The following is a 26131-nucleotide window of genomic DNA, read 5'->3' as shown; positions in this document are numbered from 1 at the left end:
CGTCGATGACCTCGTCGGTGGTCAGACCGATGGTGACCTCGGCGTCGCCGATCATGTGCTCGATGCGATCACCCGGATAATTCGGATCGATCGGCAGCACGGCGCCACCGGACTTGACGATCGCCCAGAACGCGATCATCGAGGTGATCGACCGGCCGATGGCCAGCGCGACCGGTGTACCGGGGCGCACCCCACGCTCGCGCAGCAGCCGACTGTAGACCTCGGCCCGCTCGTCGAGTTCTCGATAGGTCAGGGTCACGCCCTCGTAACTGACGGCCACGCCGTCGGGCGCGGCGGCAACCGCGTCGGCGAAGATGTCCACCGAGGTGCGCGCAGGCACGTCAGCCGGGCCCGTGACCGGCGTGAGCTCATCGCGCTCGACCGCGCCGAGCAGGTCGATGTCACCCACGCGGATCCCGGCGTCGGCGGCCACCGCGCGCACGACGGCGGTGAATCGCTCGGCCAGCGCGACGATCGTGGACTCGTCGAACAGTGCTGTGGCGTAGGTGAACATCGCGTCGAAACCACCGCTGCCGTCGATGCGGTCCGACAGCGTCAACTGCAGGTCGAATTTGGTGGTCGGCATGGGCGACTCGAGTCCCGACACCTTCAGACCGGGCAACTCCAACTCGGCTCGTTCGTTGTTCTGGAACGCCAGCGCAACCTGGAAGAGGGGCGAGTAGGCGGTCTCCCGTTGGGGCGCGAGCTGTTCGACCAGCCGCTCGAACGGCACCTCGGTGTGTGTGAACGCCGCGACGTCGACACCACGGGTGCGATCCAGCAGATCGCCGAACGGCTCCGCGAGGTCGACATCGGTGCGCAACACCAGGGTGTTGACGAACATGCCGACCAGGTCGTCGAGATCTGCCTCTCCACGACCCGCGATCGCGGTGCCTACGGCGATGTCCGAGGTGGTGGTCGACCGCGCCAGCAGCACGGCCAGAGCGGCGTGGGCGACCATGAACATGGTCGCGCCGTGAGCGTTCGCCACCTGCTGCAGCGCCTCGCGGACCTCACCGTCGATACCGAATCCGTATGCGGCACCAGCGGTCGACTGCACCGGTGGTCTCGGACGATCCAGCGGAAGGTCCAGCACCTCGGGAAGGCCGTCGAGTTGCCGGCCCCAGTAGGCGAGTTGCCGCGCGGCCAACGACTCCGGATCGGCCTCGTCACCGAGCACGGCGCGCTGCCACAGCGCGAAGTCCGCGTACTGCACCGGCAATGGGGTCCAGTTCGGTTCCTCACCGGCGTTGCGCGCCGTGTAGGCCACCATCACGTCGCGGGCCAGCGGCGCCACCGACGCCCCATCGGCGCTGATGTGGTGCACCACCACGACCAGGACGTGTTCGGTCACCGAGCGGCGCAACAGCACCATCCGAACCGGGATCTCGGTGGTGACGTCGAATCCGGTGCCGACGATGTCGATGAGAGCAGAGCGCAGCCCCGCGTCGTCACCGACATCACGCAACCGCAGATCCAGACCCGAGACCGATGCGTCGGCCAGGTCTGCCACCACCTGCCGCGGCCCCTGGCCGCGGTCCGCCGGATACCTGGTGCGCAGGATCTCGTGCCTGCCGACGACGTCGCCGACCGCAGACCGCAGCGCGTCCACGTCGAGATCGCCGGACAGCGAGATCACCGCCGGGATGTTGTAGGCCGCCGAGGAGGTGTCGAACTGGTTGATGAACCACATCCGGGTCTGCGCCGGGGAGAGGGGCACCTGGGCGGGACGCGGTCGGGCCATCAGAGGCGGCCGCGAGGCCCGATCCGCGCGTTCGGCCAGTTGGGCGAGACCGGCCACCGTGGGCTCGGTGAACAGGTCGCGCACGGCCAGGTCGGATCCGACGGCGGCGTTGATCCGCGCGACCACCCGGGTCGCCGACAACGAGTTGCCGCCCAGCGCGAAGAAGCTGTCGGTCGCCCCCACCCGTGGGGCCCCGACCATGTCGGCGAAGACGGCGGCCACGAGCTCCTCCACCGGGCCGCGGGGCGGCTGATATCCGTCGCCTCCGGCGTCGAGGACCGGCTCCGGCAGAGCCTTGCGGTCGAGTTTGCCGTTGATGTTCAACGGCAGACGCTCCAGCACCATGGTCTGGGTGGGGACCATGTAGGCGGGTAGGTCCGCCGCCGCGGCGGCGAGAACCGACCGCGCGTCGGCAAGGTCCACACCCTCGACGGGCACCAGATAGGCAACCAGTTGCTCACCCATCCGGTCGTCGTGGTGCACGGTGACCGCCGCCGCGTCCACCTGCGGTACGCCGGTCAGCACCCGCTCGATCTCCTCGAGTTCGATACGGAAGCCGCGGATCTTGACCTGGAAGTCGCTACGGCCCATGTACACCAGGGTCGGAGCGGTATCACAGTCCAGGGTGGACCAGCGAGCCAGATCACCCGTCCGGTACAGGCGCGATCCGGTTCGACCGAACGGGTCGGCCACGAACCGTTCGGACGTCAGGTCCGGGCGCCCGTTGTACCCGCGGGCCAACTGCACCCCACCGAGATACAACTCACCGGTGACACCGTCGGGCACCGGTTGTAGCCGCTCGTCCAGCACGTAGACCGCCGTGTTCCACTCCGGTCTGCCGATCGGCACCGTGGTGGTCACCTCGGCGGGCACCGGCTGACTGGTCACGCTCACCGCGGCCTCGGTCGGGCCGTACAGGTTGTCCAACCGCGCGGGGCTCGTCCGCCGGAACCGAGCGACCACCTCGGGGGTCAACGCCTCACCGATGCAGAGCACCTGTCGCAGCGAACGGAGTCTGTCGGCACCGACCTCGGCCAGGAACGCCCCGAGTAGCGACGGCACGAATGTCGCGGTGGTGACGGCGGTCTCGGCGATGACCTCCGCGAGTTGCGCCGGGTCCCGATGCGCCTGCGGCGGGGCCACGACCAGACGCGCCCCCGCGGTCACGGCCCACCAGAACTCCCAGACCGACAGGTCGAAGGTGGCCTGCGTACGCAGCAGCACCGCGTCATCCGCGCCCAGCCGGTACTCGACCTGGATCCAGGCCAGCTGATTGGCGATGGCGCCGTGAGAGACGGTGACGCCCTTCGGGCGACCCGTGGATCCGGAGGTGTAGATCAGGTACGCACTGTTCTCCGGCCGGAGCGGGGCGATGCGGTCGGCGTCGGTCACCGGGTCGGCGGAGGCCCCGTCGAGATCAACGGAATCGAGGTCCAGTACGTCGGCCTCTCCGCCGATCGCCGAGGGAGTCGCGCCGCTGACCACTATCAACGACGGGCGCGCGTCCTCGACGATGTAGGCGATACGGTCCGCGGGATGGTCGGGGTCGATGGGCAGGTAGGCGCCGCCGGCGACGGCGGTGGCATACATACCCACCACGAGGTCGATCGACCGTGACATGGCGAGCCCGACAACGGTTTCCGGACCGACTCCACGTTGGATGAGGATGCGCGCGAGCGCGTTGACCCGCGCAGCGAGTCCGGCGTAGTCGAGGCGGAACGCATCTGCACCCGTCGTCTGCAGCGCAGTCGCGTCGGCGTCGCGCTCGACTGCTGCACCAAGCAGATCCGCCAGTGTGCTCGGGGCCAGCGGCACGACCGTGTTGTTACGACCGCGGAGCACGTCCCGACGCGGCCGGCCGGTGAGCATCGGCAGATCACCCACCGCGCGGAGCGGTTCGGCGACGATCTGTTCGAGAAGTCCGACGAACCGATCGGCGAAGGTCTCCACCGTCTGCGGGTCGAACAGATCATCGGCGTAGGTGAACGCCGCGTCGACACCGCTGGGCACGCCATCGGCATCGTGGTTGTCGGACAGGATCAGGTGCAGGTCGAACTGCGCCACTCCCTCGGGCATCTCCACCGGCTCGATCCGCAGACCCTGGAGTTCCAGGGCCGCACGGTCGATGTTCTGAAACGACAGTCCCACCTGGAAGATCGGATGCCGAGCCGTGGAGCGGACCGGGTTGAGTACCTCCACGAGCCGCTCGAACGGCACGTCGGCGTGCGAGAACGCCTCGGCGTCACGCGTCTTGACCTCGTCCAGCAGCGAGGTGAACGCCCGCCCCCGCTCCACGTCGGTGCGCAGCGCCAACGTGTTGACGAACATACCGATGACACCCTCGAGTTCGACCTCACCACGGCCACTCATCGGGGTGCCGACGGTGATGTCACGGGCACCGCTGAGTCGTGCGAGCAACAGTGCATAGGCCGCATGAAAGGCCATGAACGGACTCGCCCCGCGGGAGCGGGCCAACTCCGCCACGCGCTTGTGCAGCGCGGCGGGAACCTCGAAGGTCACCTGCTTGCCGCGCAGCGACTGCACCGGTGGGCGCGGCCGGTCCGTCGGCAACTCGAGTTGATCGGGAATGCCTGCCAGTTCCTGCTGCCAGAAGGCGATCTGGCGTGAGAGCAGACTGGTCGGGTCCGACTCGTCACCGAGCAGTTCGCGCTGCCAGATCGCGTAGTCGGCGTACTGCACGGGCAGGGGTGTCCACACGGGGTCGACCCCCTGGGCTCGCGCGGCGTACGCCATCGCGAGGTCACCCACGAACGGGGTCATCGACTGACCGTCGGTGGCCACGTGGTGCACCACCATGGCCAGGACGTGCACGCCCGGCTCCGCGGCGATCAACGCGACCCGTACCGGGACCTCGGTGGTGACGTCGAAACCGACGGCGACGAAACGCCGCAACTCCTCGACGACTCCGCCGGATCCGACCTCGAGCAGCTGCAGTCGCGCAGCGGCCCGCTCGGCGTCCAGGATCACCTGGTGGGGTCCGGACGGCGAGTCCGGATACACGGTGCGCAGTGATTCGTGGCGTTCGGTGACGTCGACGATGGCTCGCTGCAACGCCTCGATGTCGAGGTCACCGGTGAGCGTGACCGCGGCCGGGATGTTGTAGGCCACCGACTCCGGATCGAAGCGGTTGAGGAACCACATCCGGGTCTGGGCCAGCGACAATGGTATCCGCACCGGGCGAGGTCGAGCCACCAGCGGCGGCCGGTCGGCCCGCCAACCTGTCGACTCGGACAGACGCGCGGCGAGCTCGGCGACGGTGGGGGCGGCGAACAGTTCGCGAACGGCGATCTTGGTGTCCAGCGCGCCACCGGCGCGGGCCACCACCCGCGTGGCGCTCAACGAATTGCCACCGAGGTCGAAGAAGCTGTCGTCGATGCTCACCTCGTCTTCACCCAGGACGTCGGCGAAGGCCTCGGCGAGTGTGACCTCCAACGGGTTCCGCGGCGCGCGGAACGTCTTGTCGCCCACGATGAAGACGGGTTCGGGCAGCGCGCGACGATCCAGCTTGCCGATCGGCGTCAGCGGGATCTCGTCGAGGATCATCGTCACCGCGGGCACCATGTGTTGCGGCAGATGTTCCCCGACGGTCCGCTTCAGGTTCTCACCGTCGACGTCACGACCCGGTTTCGGCAGCACGTAGGACGCCAGCACGGTGTCGCCACCGGGCCCGGGAACTCCGAGGGTCACCGCGAAATCGAGGTCCGGATGCGCGTCGAGCACCTTGTCGATCTCACCGAGCTCCACCCGGAAACCGCGTACCTTGACCTGGAAGTCGCTGCGGCCGACGTAGTCGATCGAGTGGGGCGCGACGCTGGGGTCGGTGCTGTACCGCACCAGGTCTCCGGTGCGATACATCCGGGATCCGGCCGACCCGTACGGGTCGGGGACGAAACGTTCGGCGGTGACACCGGGCCGGTCATGGTAGCCGCGAGCCAGGCCTGGACCCGAGATGTAGAGCTCACCGACCACCCCACGCGGCACCAGACGCATCCGCGCGTCCAGGACGCGGGTGGTCACCCCGCTCAACGGCGCACCGACGGTCACCGTGTCGCCGGCATCGAGCGGAGGCGTGATGGTGACGATGACCGTGGTCTCCGTGGGTCCGTAGGCATTGCGCAATGCCCCGGACCACCGCTCGGCGAGTTCCGGCGGGCAGACGTCACCACCGACCACCACCGACCTCACTGTGGCGAGCCCCTGGGGATCCACGGTCATCAACGCGGTCGGCGTCATCACCAGGTTGGTCACGCGCTCGGCGACGATCAGTTCGGCGAGCTCGGTGCCACCGAACACGTCCTGCGGCGACACGACCAGCGCCGCACCCGCGGTGAAGGCGGCGAGCAACTCACCCACCGAGGTGTCGAAACTCGGTGACGCGACGTGCATGAACCGCGACGTGGTGTCGACCCCGTAGTGTTCCCGCACGTCTCGCGCCAGGTTGGCCAGGCCCCGGTGGGTCACCACCACCGCCTTGGGCTTACCGGTGGAACCCGACGTGTAGATCAGGTACGCCTGCTGGTCGAGATGAACCGGACCGCGGAGCTCGGCCGCCTCGATCGGCGCCTCCGACTCGGTGCGAGTCCGTCGCTCCAGTTCGGCCAGGTCCATCCAGTCGACCACCGCCGGAAGATCGGCGTCGTCCGCGGCGGTGGTCAGGCCCAGTCGCGCACCGGAATCGGTGAGCATGTCGACGATGCGTTCGGTGGGGTACTCCGGGTTGATCGGCAGGTAGGCCGCTCCGGTCTTGGCGATGGCCCATATCCCTACCACCGACGCCGGAGATCGACGCAGACCCAGTGCAACCACCGTCTCCGGCCCTGCACCAGCACGGATGAGCTCGCGCGCAAGCCGGTTGGTCAACCGATCGAGCTGGGTGTACGTCAGGGTGCGGCCGGGATGCCGGTGGTCGCCTCGGAACACCAGGGCATCACCACGCGGATTCTCGGCGACCCCGCGAGCCAGCAACTCCGGCAGCGTCTGCGGGTCGACGCCATCCGGGCCGCTCACCGTGCGTAGCGACGCCGTCTCCGCGTCGGCGAGGACCGAGATGTCGATCACCGGGATGTCGGGGTCGGTGACCACCGCGCGCAGGATGCGATTCAGCCGGTCGGCGAAGTTGTGCACCGAAGTGGTGTCGAACAAGTCGGTGGCGTAGGTGAACGACGCCGACATGGGCTCGCCGTCGGGGTCGTTGTCCCCGATCGACAGCTGTAGGTCGAACTTGGCGACCTCGAAATCGGGGGTTATCGGGCTCACCGACAGCCCGGGCAGGCTGAGCTCCGGGATCTCGTTGTTGTCGAACGACAACGCGACCTGGAACAACGGCTGATGAGCGGTGGACCGGTGCACGTCGAGCACCTCGACGAGTCGCTCGAACGGGATGTCCCCGTTGGCCATCGCGTCGATGTCCACCGCGCGTATCTGCGCGAGCAGGTCGCTGAACCGGGCCACAGGGTTCACGTCGGTGCGCAACACCACGGTGTTGACGAACATGCCGACGAGCTCGTCGAGCGCTTGCTCACCACGACCGGCGATCGGCGTGCCGATCGAGATGTCGGTGGCTCCGCTCAGACGCTCCAACAGCACCGCCAAGGCGGCGTGCACCACCATGAACATGCTGACGTCGTTGGTGCGGGCGAGCTCCTGCAGCTTCTCGCGGACGTCCACCGGCACGACGAAGTCGACGCGGGCGCCACGCAGGGACTGCACCGCGGGCCGGGGGCGGTCAGTGGGTAGGTCCAACGACTCGGGTTGGCCCGCGAGAACGGCCCGCCAGTGCTGAATCTGTCGGGCGGCCAACGAATCCCGGTCCTGCTCAGCACCGAGCGTCTCGCGCTGCCAGATGGAGTAGTCCGCGTATTGGACCGGCAGGTCGTCCCACCCGGGCTCGTGACCGTCCACGCGGGCCGCGTATGCGACCACGAGATCACGGAACAGCGGTGCCAGCGACGCCCCGTCCGCGGAGATGTGGTGGGCCACCACCATCAACACGTGTTCCGACGGACTGACCTCCAGCAGCTGTACGCGCAGCGGGAAATCCACGGTCACGTCGAACCCGGTCGACGCATCGGCGGCCAGGAAGTCGAGCACGGAGTCGGCTCTGACCTCCACCTCGCGGACGGCCCGGTCCATCACCTCGGCGGTGTCGTGGATCAGCTGATACGGGCCGTCGGTGCTGTCGGGGAAGGTGGTGCGGAGCGACTCGTGCCGCGCGACGACGTCGCGCACGGCAGCGCGCAGGGCGGCGGTGTCGAGCTCACCGGACAAGCGCAACGGCAGCGGCAGATTGTATGCCGGAGAAGCGGTGTCGAACTGGTTGATGAACCACATCCGGGTCTGCGCGGGCGACAGCGGGATCCGTTCCGGACGCTTTCGCGCCGACAGCACCGGTCCGGTGGGACCGCCTTCCCGACCGACGGTCAGCTCGGCCAGCTCGGCGACGGTCGGACGGTCGAAGACGTCGCGCACGCTGATCGGAGCGCCGAGCGCCGCCTGCAACCGCGCCGCGACCCGGGTGGCCCCCAGCGACGTTCCCCCGATGTCGAAGAACGAGTCGGTCACGCCCACCCGCTCGCGCCGTGCGATGTCGGCGAAGATCTCGGCCACGGCACGCTCCGCGGCTGTTCGTGGCTCCACGTACTCGGTCTGCACATCGGCGAACTCCGGCGCGGGCAGGGCCGTGCGGTCGAGTTTGCCGTTCGCCGTGACCGGGAGTGCGTCGAGCACGGTGATCACGTCGGGAACCATGTACGCAGGCAGTCGCTCCCGTAGTGTGCGCACCAGCTCGGTGGTGTCGGGGGTGGCGTCGTCGGCGCCGACAACGTAGGCCACGAGGTGCTGATCACCGGCCGCTTCGACCACCAGCGCCACGGACTCGGCCACGCTGTCTGCGTCGGTGAGCGCGGACTCGATCTCCGGGAGCTCGATGCGCAGCCCCCGCAGTTTGACCTGAAAGTCGGTGCGGCCCAGATAGACGAGTTCGCCGTCGGCTCGTCTGCGGACCAGATCACCGGTCCGGTACATGCGATCTCCACGGCCCGAAGGATCGGCGACGAAGCGGTCCGCGGTCAGGTCGGGACGACCGACGTATCCCCTGGCGAGTTGGACCCCGGTCAGGTAGAGCTCGCCTGCCACATTCGGTGGCACCGGCCGCAGACGGGCATCGAGTACCTGCACCCCGGTGTTGGCGACCGGTGTACCGATCGGCACGGCGTCGACGTCGTCTGCGGTGTAGCGGTGGTACGTCACGTCGACCGCGGCCTCGGTGGGTCCGTACAGGTTGTGCAATTCGGCGTCGCTCAGTGCCGCGAGCCGCGCGGCGGTGGCCGGCGGCAGAGCTTCACCGCTGGCGAAGACCAGTCGCAGCGTCCTCGGGATCGCGCGATCGGGGGCGGCGACGAAGGCCGACAGCATCGAGGGAACGAAATGCAGGGTCGTCACGCCCGCGCGATCGATCAGGTCGAGCAGATAGACGGGGTCGCGGTGACCGTCGGGGATCGCGATGACGATCCGGGCCCCGACCTGCAGGGCCCAGAAGAACTCCCACACCGACACGTCGAACGTGGCGGGTGTCTTCTGCATCACCGCGTCGTCAGCGGTCAACGCGTATTCGGACTGCATCCAGAGCAACCGGTTCACGATCGCCCGGTGGGTGATCGCCACACCCTTGGGACGTCCGGTGGAACCCGAGGTGTAGATGACATATGCGGTGTCGTCGCTGCGCAGCGGACGGATGCGATCGACATCGGTGGGCGGGGTGTCCGGCAGTGCCGACAGATCCACGGTGTCGACGGCCAGCAGGGACACGTCGACGACTGTGGCGTCGGGAACGCGGAAACCGTCACGCGCGGTGGTCAACACCAGCACCGGGCGCGCGCTGTCGAGTACGTAGGCGATGCGGTCGGAGGGATTGTCGAGGTCCAGGGGAACGTAGGTGCCACCCGCCTCGACGATCGCATACATACCGATCAGCAGCTCGAACGACCGCCGCATGGCCAGGGCCACATGGACTTCGGGGCCGACACCCGCGTTGATCAGGTGTCGGGCGAGGCGCGCCACGCGCGACGAGAACTCCTCGTAACTCATCGTCTCGTCGCCGAAAACCAGCGCGGTGGCTTCGGGGGTCCGGCGCACCTGCTCGTCGAACAGTTGCGGCAAGGTCAGCGCGCCCCGATCGGGGGACTCCCCCGACTCGGCGATGACGGACGCGAGCATGCCGGCGAAGCGTTCGCCGAAACCGTCCGCGGCATCGCCGTCGAGCAGCCCGGGCAACATGGTCGACAGGGCCACCGTCACCGCCGCTTCCGGGCCGACGCCCACCGCGTTCAGCGCGACCGACAGCTCGGTGGCCTTGTCGTGCAGTGCCTGATAGGTCACATCGGTGCCGTTGTGTGACAGCGCGATCCCACCGGGATTGATACGTGCAGCGGTCTCGAGCAGCTCCGACAGGGAGCGGCCACGCAGATCGGCCAGCGCCGAACCGAATCCTCGCGAGTCCGGGGTGACGATCTCCGCACGTTCATCACCGGTGAGGATGTCGATGTCACCGACGACGACGTCGGGATCGTCGGCGATCGCCTCCAACACGGCCAGCAACCGTTCCATCATGGCCCGCACGGACGACTCGTCGAAGATGTCCAGCGCGTAGTCGAAGATCGCGTCGATCCCGCGACCGCGACCGTCGGTACCGAAGCTCTCCGAAATCGTCAGTCCGAGATCAGATTTCACGTACCGTATCGGCGACTCGAGCTGCCCGACCTCCAGACCCGGCAGGGTGACGGTGGGGATGTCGATGTTCTGCATGGTCAACATCGCCTGTACCAACGGCGCGTACTTACGCGACCGGTTCGGGGCGACCACCTCGACCACCTGCTCGAACGGCAGGTCGGAGTTGCCGAATGCGGCAAGGTCGGAGGTCTTGGTCTTGGCCAACACCGATCGGAACGTCTCGGCGAGATCGACCGTGCTCCGCAACACCAGCGTGTTGACGAACATGCCGACGAGACCTTCGGTGGCCGATGCGTTGCGACCGGCGGTGGGAGTACCGACGGCCACGTCGGTCGCGCCGCTGAGCCGAGACAACAGCACCGAGTAGGCGGCATGTAGCACCATGAACATGGTCGTCTCGTTGTCCCTGGCGATCGCGTGCAGGCGTTCCTGGATGTCCGCCGGGATCACGAAGGGCACCTCGCCACCGGCGATCGACCGTCGGTCGGTCCGGGGGCGGTCGGTGGGGAGCGCCAGCAGCTCGGGCAGGCCTGCCAGGTGTTGCCGCCAGAATGCGATCTGCCGCGACGCCAGCGACTCCGGATCCGACTCCGAACCCATCACCGCGCGCTGCCAGACCGCATAGTCCGCGTACTGCACGTGCAACGGCCGCAGCGTCGGCTCCCCGCCTGCGAGTCGGGCCGTATACGCCGCGATCAGGTCCGAGGCGAGCGGCATCAACGACGAACCGTCCGCTGCGATGTGGTGGATGACCAACAGCAGCACGTGGTCCTCGGGTGCCAGCTCGATCAGCAGGACGCGCATCGGCGGCGCCGACGTGACGTCGAAGCCCGCGGTCGCCGCCTCCAGGCACAGCGCCTGCATCTCCTGGTCGGAACCGGCCTGTCGCACCTCGAGCTCGGGGGTTGCCTGCTCGACGTCGAGAATCTGCTGATACGGCCCGCGCAGCGAATCCGGGTAGATCGTCCGTAAAATTTCCTGTCGCGCAACGAGATCGGACAGTGCGACACCGATCGCGTCGACGTCGACCGCGCCACGCAAACGCAGCCCGAGCGGGATGTTGTAGTCGGCAGCCTCGGGATTCAGTCGGTTGACGAACCACATCCGCTGTTGCGCGAGCGACAACGGGATGCGGTCCGGACGCGGCTGCCGGGTCAGGGGCCGGACGGGTTGACCGTCGAGATCCGGGGAGGCGGCGATCGACGCCGCCAGTCCGCTCACCGTGGACGCCTCGAAGAGCATCCGCACCCCGAGTCGGATCCCCAGCACCTCGTTGATACGCGCGATCGCCCGGGTCGCGGCCAGCGAATTACCACCCAGATCGAAGAACGAGTCGTCGGCACCGACCGACTCGACACCCAACACCTCGGCGAAGGCACCGGCGATCGCGGCCTCCATGGGTGTGGACGGTTCCCGGTGTTCGGCCGCGACGCCGAGGAATTCCGGCGCGGGTAGTGCGCGGGTGTCCAACTTACCCACCGGAGTCAGCGGGATCTCGTCGAGGACGATGATGGACGTCGGCACCATGAACTTCGGCAGGAAACCACCCGCATAGTCGGCGACGTCGCGAGCGTCGACGCTGCTGCCGGGACGGACGGTCACATAGGCGGCCAACACGGTGTCACCCGCGGGACCCTCTACACCCACGGTCACCGCGAAGTCCACGGCCGGATGTCCGGTGAGCACCGCGTCGATCTCACCGAGTTCGATGCGGAAGCCGCGAACCTTGACCTGCTGATCGGATCGACCCAGGTAGGCGATCTCGAGTCGCGTCGACGGACTGTCATCGCCGGTGGCCACCTCGACCCAGCGCACGACGTCGCCGGTGCGGTACATCCGATCACCGTCGACCGACAACGGATTCGCGACGAAACGTTGCGACGTCAGGCCGGGCTGATCGTGATATCCCCTGGAGACGCCGGGTCCGCTGATGTACAGCTCGCCGGGCACGCCGATCGGGGTCGGCCGCAGCCGCTCGTCGAGGACCAGTGCCTGCACACCGGTGATCGGACCACCGATGGTCACCGCAGCGCCCGGACGCATCGGTTGGCTGATGTTGGTCATGATGGTGGTCTCGGTGGGACCGTAACCGTTGTAGAAGCGACGCCCGGGCGCCCAGCGGTCCACCAGATCCGAGGGCACCGCCTCTCCCCCGGCGATGACATCGGCGAACTCGGGCAGACCGGCCGGATCCACCGACGCCAGCGCCGACGGGGTGATGAACGCATGCGTCACCCGGTGTTCGGAGAGCTGTTCGTACAGTTCGGCACCGCCGTACACACCGACCGGAACCACCACCATGGTCGCCCCCGCCCCGACAGCGAGCAGCAGCTCCAGGATCGAGGCGTCGAAGCTCGGCGATGCGAAATGAAGTGTTCGCGATGTCGCGGTGGTCGAGTACCGCTCCCGCTGTTCAGCACTGAACGCGGACAGACCGGAGTGGGTGACCTCGACGCCCTTGGGCTTGCCGGTGGTCCCCGAGGTGTAGATGACGTATGCGCAGTTGTCGGCGGTGACCGGACGCATGCGCTCCGCGGACCTCACCGGCTCGGCCGAGTGCCGTTGCACGGCGGGGTCGTCCACGTCGATCCATCCGACGGTCTGCGGCAGTCCCGCCAGTTCGGAGTTGGTGGTGATCCCCACTCGCGCACCCGAATCGGCAAGCATGTGCGCGACACGTTCGGGCGGGTAGGTCGGATCGACCGGCACGAAAGCGGCACCACTGCGTGCCACCGCCCACACCGACAACACCGACTCGATACTGCGCGTGATGCTGACGGCCACCAGGTCTTCGGTGCCGAGTCCGCGCGAGATCAGTTCGCGAGCCAACTGATTCGAGCGGGTGTCGAGTTCACGGTAGCTCATGGCGCGATCACCGTGGACGATGGCGACGCCATCCGGATTCGCTGCGACGGCACGCTCGAGCAGTTCGACGAGCGTCGCAGGCTCCGGTGGCCTCGGTCCACGGACTCCGTGGGCAACCGCGGCGTCGGATTCGGTGAGCAGCGGGATGTCACCGACCGGGGTGTCGTCACGAACCATGCCGGCGAGAACCGCCACCACACGATCGGCAAGACGGCGCGCGGTGTCGGCGTCGAAGATGTCCGACGCGTATCCGATGTAACCGGTCATACCGGCGGGGAATCCGTCGTCGTCCCGCTGCTCGCTGAACTCGAAGGACAGGTCGAATTTGCTGTACTCGTTGTCCACGGCGCCGGGGGTCACCGTCAACCCGTCGACCTCGAACGTCGGGGCGGAGGTCTGGTTGATACCCAGCACCACCTGCACCAGCGGGGTATGCGTGGCCGAGCGCTGGTGATCCACAGCCTCCACCACCTGTTCGAACGGGATGTCCCCGTTGGCGAACGCCCGGAGGTCGCCATCGCGCACCGCACGAAGCAGTTCGGCGACGGTGGTCTGTGGCGCGACCTCGGTCCGCAGGACCAAGGTGTTGACGAACATACCCACCAGCGCATCGAGCGCCTCGTCGTCGCGACCGCCGATCGGCGTACCGATGGCCACATCGTGTTCGGCACCCGACCGCGCCAGAGCGACCGCCAGGGCGGCGTGCAGCACCATGAAACCGGTGATTCCGTGGCGCTGCGCCACGTCCACGATCTCGCGGTGCACAGTCGGCGGCACGGCGAAGAAGTGATTGCGTCCGGTACCGGAGCGTTCGATGCTGCGCGGACGATCGGTGGGTATGCCGATGACCTCGGGCAGCCCGGCGAGCTCGGTCCGCCAGAACTCCAGTTGCCCGTCGAGCCGACCCTCACCGAACATCTGCTGTTGCCAGACGGCGAAATCGACGTATTGCACCGTCAGCGGGGCCCAGTTCGGTGATTGCCCGCTCTTGCGCGCACGGTACGCGGTCAGCAGGTCCTCCGTGAGCGGGGCGACCGAGAGCCCATCGGCCGAGATGTGATGCACCACAACCATCAACAGGTGCTCGTCGGGTTCATCGGCCGAAGAGGTGTCGACCTGCCAGAGCGCAGCGCGGAACGGGACCGTTCGCGTGACGTCGAATCCCGTGCGTGCGAACTGCTGAACCCGGTCCCACAGGTCATCACGGTCGACGACGTCGACGCGCAACGGCGGCAGTGAATCCATGATGGGAACGAGCACCTGCTCGGGACCGTCGGGTCCGTCCGGGTAGATGGTCCGCAGCGCCTGCTGCCGGTCGACCAGATCCACCAGGGCCGCGCCGAGGGCGTCCACGTCGAGGTCCCCACGGAACGCGAAGGTCATCGGGATGTTGTAAGCCCCGGATTCGGCGTCGAACCGGTTGACGAACCAGAGTCGCTGCTGTGCCAATGACAGCGGTGTGTGCACGGGACGCTCGCCCATCGGCTTGGCGAACCGGAGCCGTGCCGACCCTCCCGCGGGTATGTCCGAGGCGGCCGAGTCCACGAAGCGCGACATCTCATGCGGTGTCGGGTTCGCGAACACGTCGGCCAACCCGATCGCCGCCCCGACGGCCTCCGACATCCGTGCCGCCAGGCGGGTCGCCGCCAACGAGTTTCCGCCGGCCATGAAGAACGACTCCGTCATCGAGACGCGGTCGACTCCCAGCACGCCGGCGAATGTGGTGGCGACGACCTCTTCCAGCGGGGTCCGCGGTGCCACGTACTGCGCGACCTCGCGGACCGCGGGTTCGGGGAGCGCGTTCCGATTGATCTTCCCGCTCACGGTCAACGGCATCGAGTCGAGTCGGACGACCTGTTCGGGGACCATGTACCGCGGCAACGACTCGGCCACCGCCGCCATGACATCGTCCGGGTCGGCGTCGCCGGTGACGAAGCCGACGACGCGCGCCGATTCACCGGATCCGAAGACCTTGGCGGCGGTCAGTCCGGTACCGGGTGCCCGACCCAGGGCCGCCTCCACCTCGCCCAACTCGATACGCAAGCCGCGGATCTTGACCTGGAAGTCGCTGCGCCCGACGAAGACGGTCTCGCCCTTGCGGGTCAACCGCACCACGTCGCCGGTGCGGTAGAGCCGCGAGCCGGGCTCGCCGTGCGGATCGGCCACGAAGCGCGCTGCGGTCAGTCCCGGTTGTCCGGCGTAGCCGCGACCCACCGCGATGCCGCCGATGTACAGCTCGCCGACCGCACCGCGTGGCGTCGGGCGCAGACGGTTGTCCAGCACGTGGTAATCCACACCCGGGATGGGCGACCCCAGCGACAATTCGCCGATGTCGGCCAGTCCATTCCGTTCGGTCCATGCGACGTCGCGCATGGGTACCTCCAGGCAGGAGGTCACATCCGACGCCTCGGTCGGGCCGTAGGAATTGACCAGCAGCACGTCGCGTCCGACAAGGCGCTGGTACGCCTGCGGTCGTATCACCTCACCGCCGAGGCTGACTATCCGCAACGAGTCGAGCACCCGATCGCGGTCCAATTCCGTCAACACCTCGAAGGCACTGCACGAGATGTTCAAGTGGGCGGCGTTGCCTGCACCGGCCAGCCGCAGGATGTCCGGAACGTCGAACCCCTCGTCCGGCACCAGCAGCACACCGTCGGAGCCCAGTGCGGTCCAGACGCTCTTCTGGGTCAGATCGAATCGCGGCGAGGATCCGATGAGGACCCCTTCACCCGGCTCGATTCGCAGTAGATCGCGGAACCAGGCCAAGGTGTTGGCCACCCCCGCCGAGGCGACCATCGTCGGCTTCGGCCGCCCGGTCGACCCGGACGTGGTGATCACCCACGCCAATCGGTCACCGCTGCCGGCATCGAGCCAGCGGTCGGGCGGGTCGAGATCGTCGCTCTCATCCAGCGACAGGTGGTCCTCGACGTCGATCTCCACGATCCCGCGAGTGGCGCCGTCGGCGCCGGTGAACGACGTCGGGTCACCGATCACCACCGCTGCGCCCACATCGTCGAGCACCGCACGGGTTCGCTCGCCAGGGCTGGTCGGATCGAGCGGCAGATAAGCCGCGCCGGCCTTCCACACCGCCACCAACGCGACCACCCAGTCCGTAGAACGAGGTAGCAGGACACCGACCACCTGGTCGGGTCCGACTCCGGCATCAATCAACCGGCGCGCCAGTCGATTTGCTCTGCGGTTCAGATCGCGTCGGGTGAGCACACCCTGGGTGGAGCGCACCGCCGGAGCCGAGGGATCCTCGGCCACCCGGTCGGCGATCAAGCTCAGCGGTGTGGTCGTCGCCGGCGTCGGTGCCACGAAATCGGCGGGGTCGGCGTCGCCGACCACACGCCGCGCATCGGTGGCGATCCGATCGAGGGTGGCCGAGAAATCGGAACTCGCGGCGAGTTGCGGTACCAGACCGGCGACCACGATGGACAGGATCGCATCCTCGGCCATCCCGCGCTCGGCCAGCGACGGCGCCAACAGCTCATATCGATCGGCGAACTCCCGATAGCTGACCGTCATCCCGCCGGCGGACACGGCGGCGGCACCGGGGTCGATCGCCGCCGCGGCCGAGATCAACCCGGGCAGGTCCACCGGATCGACGACGGCCGTCTGCTGCGACGACTCCGGTCCTGCCAGTACCAGGTCCCCGACCGCCGCATCCGATCGGTTCAACCCGTCGAGCAGCAGACCGACGAACAAGTCGGAGATCAGCTCGATCGTCTCCCGATCGAAGATGTCCGTCGCGAAGCCGAATTCACCGACCAGAACGGTGTCGCCGGCGTCATCGACGGCTTCGCCCAGTGTGAGACTCAGATCGAACTTGGCCACATCGGTATCGGATCGGACCACACCCACGTCCAGACCGGGGAGGGTCACGTCGGCGGTCTCGTTGTTCTCGAAGGACAGCATCACCTGGAACAGCGGCGACACCGAGGACGACCGATCCGGCACGAGCGAGTTGACCACGGATTCGAACGGGAGGTCCTGCTGCCCGAACGCCTCGAGATCCTCGTCCCCGATGCGCCGCACCAAGTCCGCGAACGACTCGTCGAGGTCGACCCTGGTACGCAGGGCGAGAGTGTTGACGAACATCCCGACCAGATCGTCGAGTTTCGGATCCGTGCGCCCGGCCACGGGGGTACCGATGCAGATGTCGGTCTCGCCGGTGAGCCGAGCGAGCATGGCGGCCAGTCCGGCATGGATCACCATGAAGGTCGACACTCGTTGCTGCTGAGCAAGTTCGGCCACTCGGACGAGGTCGGCCGCCGCCAACGTCACTGGCACCGACTCACCGCGCGCGCCGCGGCGCGGTGTGCGCTGTCTGTCCAGCGGTAGCGCAAGCACTCCGACACCGTCCAGACGCTGCCGCCAGTACTCGAGCTGCTGCGCGGCCGGCGTCCCCGGCTCATCCGGCGCGCCCAGTACGGACCGCTGCCACACCGCGAAATCGGTGTACTGCACCGGCAATGCGTCCCACCGGGGAGCCTGTTGCGCGTTGCGCGCGAGATACGCGGTGACCAGGTCACGCGCCAGCGGGGCCATCGACGCGCCGTCTGCAGCGATGTGGTGGGCCACGACGATCAGCAGATGGTCCGTCCCGGATCGCAGGAGCAGCGTCCGCACCGGCAGATCGGTCGTGAGATCGAATCCACCGGCCGCGAATCCGGCCGCGGCGTCGAACATCGCGTCCACGCCGGACACGTCGACGGGTTCCAGATCGACATGCAACTCGTCGGTGGGTACGACTCGCTGGATCGGGCCGTCGACGGTGTCGGGATACACGGTGCGCAGCGAGTGCTGACGGTCGACGACGTCGTCGATCGCGGCGCGGAGGGCGGGGAGATCGAGGTTCCCGGACAGTCGCAACGGGAGCACGATGTTGTAGACCGATGAGCTGACGTCCAGGCGGTTCAGCAACCACATGGACTGCTGGGCAAGAGACAACGGAGCCTCGACACCGCCGGGCCCCGCGACCAGCTCCGGCCGCGCATCCTGACGCGGGGCACCGGCCATACCTGCGGCGAGCAGTTCCGCCGTGGGCTTGTCGAAGATGTCGCGCACCGGAACTCGCACGCCGGCCACAGCACTCAGCCGGGCCGCGGCCTTGGTCGCGACCAGTGAGTTGCCGCCCAGGTCGAAGAACGAGTCGGTCACCCCGATCGACGGGAGCCCCAGCACATCGGCGAGCACGTCGGCCACCGCACGCTCGGTCGCGGTGCGCGGCGCCACGTTCTCCCCGCCCAGTTGGCTGAGATCGGGCTCCGGCAACGCGCGCCGATCGAGCTTGCCGGAACTGTTCAGCGGCACCTCGTCGAGGAACACCACGATCCCCGGCACCATGTGCTGAGGCAGGGTCCGGCCGACGAAATCACGGATCGCGCGCGCGTCGCGCTTCCCTGTCGTGCGCACGTAGGACACCAACGTCGTTGCGCCCGAGGGCAGCTCGGCACCGTTCGTGGTCGCGAAATCGATGTTCGCATCCGCCATCAGCGCTGCGTCGATCTCGCCGAGCTCGATACGGAAACCACGCACCTTCACCTGGAAATCGCTGCGGCCCAGGTACGCGATCTCGAGTCGATGGGTGTCACGATCACGCTCCCACCGGACCACGTCACCGGTGCGGTACATCCGTTCGCCGCCGTTACCGAACGGATCGGCGACGAATCGCTCGGAGGTCAGTGCCGAACGGTCGTGATAGCCACGCGCCACAGCCGGCCCGCTCAGGTACAGCTCACCCTCGACGCCGACTGGGACCGGTTGCAGACGATGGTCGAGGATGAGCGACTGCAGGCCGCGTACAGGAGACCCGATCGTGATCGGGTCACCGGGACGAATCGGTCCGGCGAGGTCGGCAAGGATGGTCGCCTCGGTTGGTCCGTAGCCGTTGAAGAACTCGCGGTTCATCCCCCAGCGCTCGACGAGTTCCGCCGTACAGGCCTCGCCTCCGACGATGACCGTGGTCAGGGTCTCCAGACCGCGGTGATCGATCGAGGACAGAGCGGTCGGGGTGATGAAGGCGTGGGTCACGGCGTACTGGTCGAGGAAGTCGTGTAGCTCTTGACCGCCCAGGACATCGATGGGCGCCACGACCATGGTGGAGCCACGCGCCACTGCGAGGAGCAGCTCGAGCACCGACGCGTCGAAACTGGGGGAGGCGAACTGCAGGGTGCGCGATTCGGGGGTCAGACCGAACCTCTCGGCCTGTTCGCGCATCAGGCCGGCCAGACCGCCGTGGGTCACCACGACGCCCTTCGGGACGCCGGTGGTGCCGGAGGTGTAGATCATGTAGGCGGCGTCCGCGGTACGGATCACGCCCCGCCGTTCGGCATCGTCGAGCGGGTCGACACGCTCGGTGTCGATCGTGGCGCGCGCCTCGTCCGAATCCATCTCCAGCCAATCCACCGTGGCCGGTCGCGTCGTACGCCATTGCGCGGTGGAGATACCGAACACCGCTCCCGAGTCCGACAACATGTGTTGAATTCGGTCGGTCGGGTAACGCATGTCGATGGGCAGATATCCCGCCCCGGTCTTGGCAACCGCCCACAGCGCGATCACATACTCCAACGACCGTCCCAGTCCCAGTGCGACGTACTGTTCCGGACCGATCCCCCGCGCGATCAGCACGCGCGCCAACGCGTTCGACCGCTCGTCGAGTTCGCGGTAAGTGAGTCGTCCGAATGGAGAGACCACGGCCTCACGATCGCCGCCCATCGCGGCGGCGTCGGCCAACAGTTGCGGCAGGGTGGCGCTGACGGTGGCACCCGTCCCGAACTGCGAGAGCAGTTCGGCCCGTTCGGAACCGGCGAGGATGTCGATGCTGCCGATGGGTGCGGACGGGTCGGTCGCGATGGCGTCGATGACGCGACCGACCATGGCGACGATGGCCGAGGCCCGGTCCGCGTCGACGATGCCGGGCAGGTATTTCGCGACCAGCCGCAGCTCGGGATCGGTGAACGCGATCAGGGTCAACGGGTAGTGGGTGGCGTCGAGGACATCGGCCGCGTCGACCGACAACCCGTCCACCGCGGCCGCAGAGGTCAGCGCCGAACGGTCCAACGGGTAGGACTCGTAGACCATCATCGTGTCGAAGAGGGTGTCGACGTCACTGGCCGCCGTGATCTCGGCCAGCCCTGTGGTGTGGTGGTCGAGCAGGCCTGCCTGCTCCTTGGCCACCTGCGAGAGGACCTCGCCGATACTGACGTCGGGGGCGGCGTTCACCCGCACCGGGACGGTGTTGATGAACAGTCCGAGCATCGACTCGATGCCCTGCACCTGCGGCGGACGTCCCGACACCGCGGTCCCGAAGACGACGTCGTCGCGGTCGGTGAGTCGTTGCAGGACAACCGCCCACGCCGTCTGCAGCACCGAGTTGAGGGTGATACCACCGCCGCGGACCAGCTCGGTGAGCCGGGAGTGCGTGCCCGCGGCCACCTCGAGGTCGAGCTGGGCCGGGACCTGCCCGGCTCCGCTGGCGTCGATCCCGGGGAACAGCAGGGTGGGCTCGTCGAATCCGGCGAGCGCAGCCCGCCAGACCGGCAACGAGGCCTCCGGGGCGTTGTCCGACAACCAGGTGAGGTAGCTGCGGTACGGCGGCGGCGACGTCAGTCCCGCATCGCTCCCGCCGGCTTGGTAGACCGCCAGCAACTCACCGACCAGGATCGGCATCGACCAGCCGTCCAGGAGGATGTGGTGGTTGGTGATGACGAAGCGGTAGGCATCGTCTCCCGTCCGGATCAACGCGAAGCGGATCAGTGGTGGAGCGTCCATGGCGAACGGCGTGATCCGCTCGACATGGGTCAGCTCGGCGATACGCCTCGAGACGGCCTCGGGTTCGAGGTCACGGACGTCGGCCTCGGTCCACGGCACGGCAATCGAGCCGACGACCACCGCGACCGCCGTGCCCTCGTCGTCCGCGACGAAGGCACTGCGCAGGTTCGGGTGTCGGTCGACCAGTGTCTGCGCGCTGCGATGCATCCGTGCGGCGTCCACCCCGGACACGTCGAGAACGATCTGCGCCGCGTACACGTCCACGTCACCGGCCGACAGGTCGGCATGGAACAGGAAACCTCGCTGCAGCGGGGTCAACGGCCAGATGTCGGACACCACGTCGAAGCGGCGCTCGATGGCATCGATCTGGGGCTGGGCGAGATCCACGAGGTCGAGATCCGACGAGGTGAATCCTCCGGCATCCGCCGACGCGGCGTGCGCGGCGAGCGCCTCCAACGATCGCCGCCACAGCCCGATCAGGGTGTCCACCGCGTCGTCGTCGACCGCAGAGGGGGGGAAGTCGATGGTCGCCGACAACTGCGGTCCGACCGGGGACTCGGTGACCTTGGCGTTGATGTCCAGCGCCCAGCGCACCGGCGAGTCCCCGCCTCGCACGCCGCGAATCGCGTTGTCGCCGTCAGGGATCCACGGACCCGAGGCGCCGGTACCGGCGAGCCTGCCGAGGTAGTTGAACCCGATCACGGGTATCTCAGCCACCGAGAGCTCGGCTGCGGTCTGCGGGTTCAGGTGACGCAGCAGGCCGAATCCGACACCGCGACCTGGTACCGCCGCGAGCTGCTCCTTCACGGACTTGAGCAGGTCGCCCACCGCCGGACCGCCCGAGATGGCAGCGTCGATGTCGACACCCTCGGCGCTCAGCGCGACGGGGTACAGAGTGGTGAACCACCCTACGGTGCGCGACAGATCGGCCCCGGGAAGCAGCTCCTCCTCACGGCCATGAGCCTCGAGCGCGACCGCGATGCGTTCTGCGGTGTCACCGCGACCGGGCAGCCAGTGGGCCAGCGCCAGAGTCAGGGCGGCCAGCAAACCGTCGTTGACACCACCGTGGAAGGCCTGTGGCACCCGGGTCAGCAGGGTCTCGGTCAGCTCCGCGCCCAGAATGAGCTCCCGGTGGCGGACACCGGACACGCGATCGCGGTCGGGATCGATGCGCAACGAGGCAGGTGCCGGGGTCGCCAACACCGAGGTCCAGTGCTCGAGCTCGGCGACGATGTCCTCGTGGGCGGCGAGGTCGGTGAGCCCGCGTGCCCACCGACGCATCGACGTCCCCACGTCGGGTACGGTGATCTCCTCACCTGCCGTGGCCTGCGCCCAACCCAGCGCGAGATCCGGTAGCAGAATCCGCCACGAGACCCCGTCGACGACGAGATGGTGCAACACCAAGAGCAGACGCGTTCCCGACTGCTCGGCCCAGGGGCCTTGCACCACAACGGCTCTCACGACCACGCCGCTCGCCGGGTGGAGCCGATCGGTGGCGTCCTGCGCGGCCGCGGCCATGGCCTCGTCGAACGACCCGGTACCCGGCTCCGCGGTCACCAGCAGATCCTCCACGATCACCGCGGGGGCGTCGTCGACCGGTGACACCACATGGGTGACCGTTCCGTCGGCGTCGGTGGACAGGCGCGAGCGCAGGATGTCGTGTCGCGCAACCACCCCGGCGAGGGCGCGGCGCAGCGCGTCCTCGTCGTACGGGGTCGGCAACGGCACGACGACGGACTGCGAGAACGCGGCCACTCCCTCCGGCTTCTCGAGCATCCACGTGACAATCGGCGTCAGGTCGACCTCACCGACCCCGCCGCCGGGCAGTTCGGTGGTCACGATCGCCGAACCCTCGTCACGGACAACGGTCGCCAACTCGCCGATGGTCTTGTGTTCGAACACCTCTCGCGAGGTGAAGTGCAGACCTCGCGCCCGCGCCCGCGACACCAGCTGAATGGACATGATGCTGTCGCCACCGAGACCGAAGAACGAATCGTCCAGACCGATGTCATCCCGACCGAGCAGCTGGCCGACCAACTCGGTGAGTGCGAGTTCGGTGCCGCTGCTGGGGGCGCGGAAGGCGACCACCTGGGCGGAGAAGTCGGGTTCGGGAAGGGCGCGACGATCAACCTTGCCGCTGGCCCCGAGCGGCATCGCGTCCAGCACCACCACCGCGTCGGGGATCATGTAGTCCGGCACCCGGTCGCGGACCGCGTCGAGTACCCGCGCCTGATCGACCTGCGCATCGGCGGTGGGGACCACATAGGCCACCAACCGCTGTCCGTGCAGACTCTGGTGCACGGCCACCACCGTCTCGCGCACCGACCCGTCTGCGAGGACCGCCGATTCGATCTCACCGAGCTCGATACGCAACCCACGTACCTTCACCTGGAAATCGCTGCGCCCCACGTATTCCAGCTCACCGTCGGCGGTCCAGCGGACGAGATCGCCGGTGCGGTACATCCGCTCGCCGGGATCCCCGAACGAGCACGCGACGAAACGGCCCGCGGTCTGACGGGGATCGCCGACATACCCGCGCGCGAGCTGGCGGCCACTGAGGTAGAGCTCTCCCACCGCACCGACCACGGTCGGCCGCAGAGCACGATCGAGCACCCACACCCGGGTGTTCCACACCGGCCGACCGATGGGCACGCCCGACACGTCGGCGGACGTGTACTCGTGGTAGGTGACATCGACAGCTGCCTCGGTGGGACCGTAGAGATTGTGCAGCCGCGCGGGTGTCAGGGCCGTGAGTCGCGCCGCGGTGCCGGGCGGCAGCGCCTCTCCGCTGGCGAAGACCTGACGTAGCGAGGTCAGCGACGCACGGTCGGTGTCCTCGAGGAACACCGACAGCATCGACGGAACGAAATGCAGTGTGGTGACGCCACGTTCGGCGATGACGTCGGTCAGATACCGCGGGTCTCGGTGACCGTCGGGTACCGCGATCACCAGTTCCGCACCCACCTGGAGCGGCCAGAAGAACTCCCACACCGACACGTCGAAGGTGACCGGCGTCTTCTGCAGAACCACGTCGTCGGCGGTGAGGGGGTATTCGCCCTGCATCCACACGAGGCGGTTCACGATCGCCGCGTGCGGGACGGCGACCCCCTTGGGACGCCCGGTGGATCCGGACGTGTAGATGACGTACGCGGTGGTGGTCCCCCGGACCGGATGGCGGCGTTCGTCGTCGGCGACGGGCTCGCCGGATCGGCCGGACAGGTCGACGGTGTCGACGTGCAGCGTCTCGGCCACCCGACCGTCGTCGTCGGGCGGTGTGTCGAATCCGTCGCGAACCGTGGTCAGCACCAACGCGGGACGGCTGCTGGCCAGCACGTGGGCGATGCGATCGGCCGGATGGTCGAGGTCGATGGGCACATAAGCCCCGCCGGCCTGCACCACCGCGTACATCCCGACGAGTAGGTCGAAGGACCGGCGCATCGCGAGGGCGACGTGCACCTCCGGTCCCACGCCGCGGTCGATCAGCTCCCGGGCCAGCCGATTGACGCGGTCGGAGAACTCGTCGTAGGTGACCGTCTCACCGTCGAAGACCAGAGCGGTGACGTCCGGGGCACGCCGTACCTGCGCATCGAACAGACTCCCCAGAGTGGTGTCGGGCAACGCCTCGACACCATCGAGGACGAGTTCGTGCGCGGTGTCGTTCCACTGCCGCAGGGTCGCGGCGATCTCGGCGGGCGATCCCAGGTTGAGCGACCCCACCCTCGTGCCCGGGGACGCCCGCAGCATCTGCCCGAGAAAATCGACGAACCGTCGATGCTGACGCGACAGCTCGGCGTCGCCGTACAGCTGCGGATTGGCCTCGAAATCGATGCGCAGGTTCGCACCGTGCACACCGGGGTAGATGTTGACCGCCAGATCCTCGACCGGGCCGGTGGTGAGCACGTGCAACTGTCCGACCTCGTCACCGAGGGCGATGACCGGATGGAACATCATCAGATTGACCGACGGTCCGAACAACCCGCGTTGCGCCGACCCCTGGCCGATGTCGCGCCTCATGTCCTCATGTCGGTAGAGCTGTCGGCGCAGCGCGCCGGTGAGCTCGGTCTGCACGCGGGTGATCAGATCGTCGATCGTGGTGTCGTCGGTGACGGTCAGCCGCAGCGGCACGATGTTGGAGACCATGCCTCCGGCCCGCCGCAGTTTGGCGGTGTTCCGCGCGGAGACGGGGAGGCTGAGCACCACGTCGTCGCTGTCGGTCATCCGACTCAGGTAGGCGACGAATGCGGCGATGACCGCGGGGGCCGTACTACCCCCGGATGCCTCCGCCGACGCCTCGTCGAGCAGCGCGGCCGTGTCGTCGGGCAGAGTGACCGAGGACAGCCGAGAAAATCGTCCCGGCGCGGCATGCTGCTGCGACAGCGACAGCGGGGCCGGCAGCTCGCGGGTACGTTCCGCCCAATAGTCACGATCCTTGGCGAACCGAGCCGAATCGCGGTACTTGCGTTCTTCGGCGACGACGTCGGCGAGTCCGGCAGCCCGGTGTGGTCCGGGAGCCTCCCCCCGCACCAGAGCCGTGTAGATCTCGGCGACGCGGGTGAGCGACGCCATCGCGCCGAATCCGTCCAACGCGATGTGATGTGTACGGATGTACCAGTAGTAGTGGTCGACACCGATGCGGAGCAGCGAGCTGACGGTGAGGCGGTCGCGGACCACGTCGATGGGGCGGCTGTAATCGGCGCGCATCCACGCCTGGGCGGTGGCCTCGGGATCGGTCTCACCGGTGAAGTCGATCAGGTCGACGGTGTCGTCGATGCTTCCGTCGACGTACTGCTCCGGCAATCCCTCGGTCTCGACGATGCGCAGATACGCAGATCCCAGCTCCCGGCCGGCCTGGGTGCTGGCGCGCGCCAACAACTCGTGGTCGATGTGCCCGTCGACCTCGACGTATTGAGCGATGTTGATCGGGATCTCGCCCAGCCCCTGCTGGGCGAACCAGATCCCGCGCTGCGCCGCCGACAGTTCGAACGCCTCGTCCGACAC

1 protein-coding gene (running past one end of the window) is annotated in these 26131 nt (G+C 68.0%); it reads right to left on the bottom strand.

Going from position 1 to position 26131, the window contains the following annotated elements:
• Nucleotides 1–26131: the 5' portion of a non-ribosomal peptide synthetase gene (locus tag BW971_RS14780; protein ID WP_076481187.1), read on the bottom strand. It extends 7619 nt beyond the left edge of the window; only the first 26131 of its 33750 coding nucleotides appear in the window; the start codon lies at nt 26129–26131; the stop codon falls past the left edge of the window.

It is taken from the genome of Williamsia sterculiae, assembly GCF_900156495.1.
Classification (GTDB): domain Bacteria; phylum Actinomycetota; class Actinomycetes; order Mycobacteriales; family Mycobacteriaceae; genus Williamsia_B; species Williamsia_B sterculiae.
The sequence above is the reverse complement of the archived record's forward strand: the minus strand, read 5'-3'. Positions and strand labels throughout refer to the sequence as shown.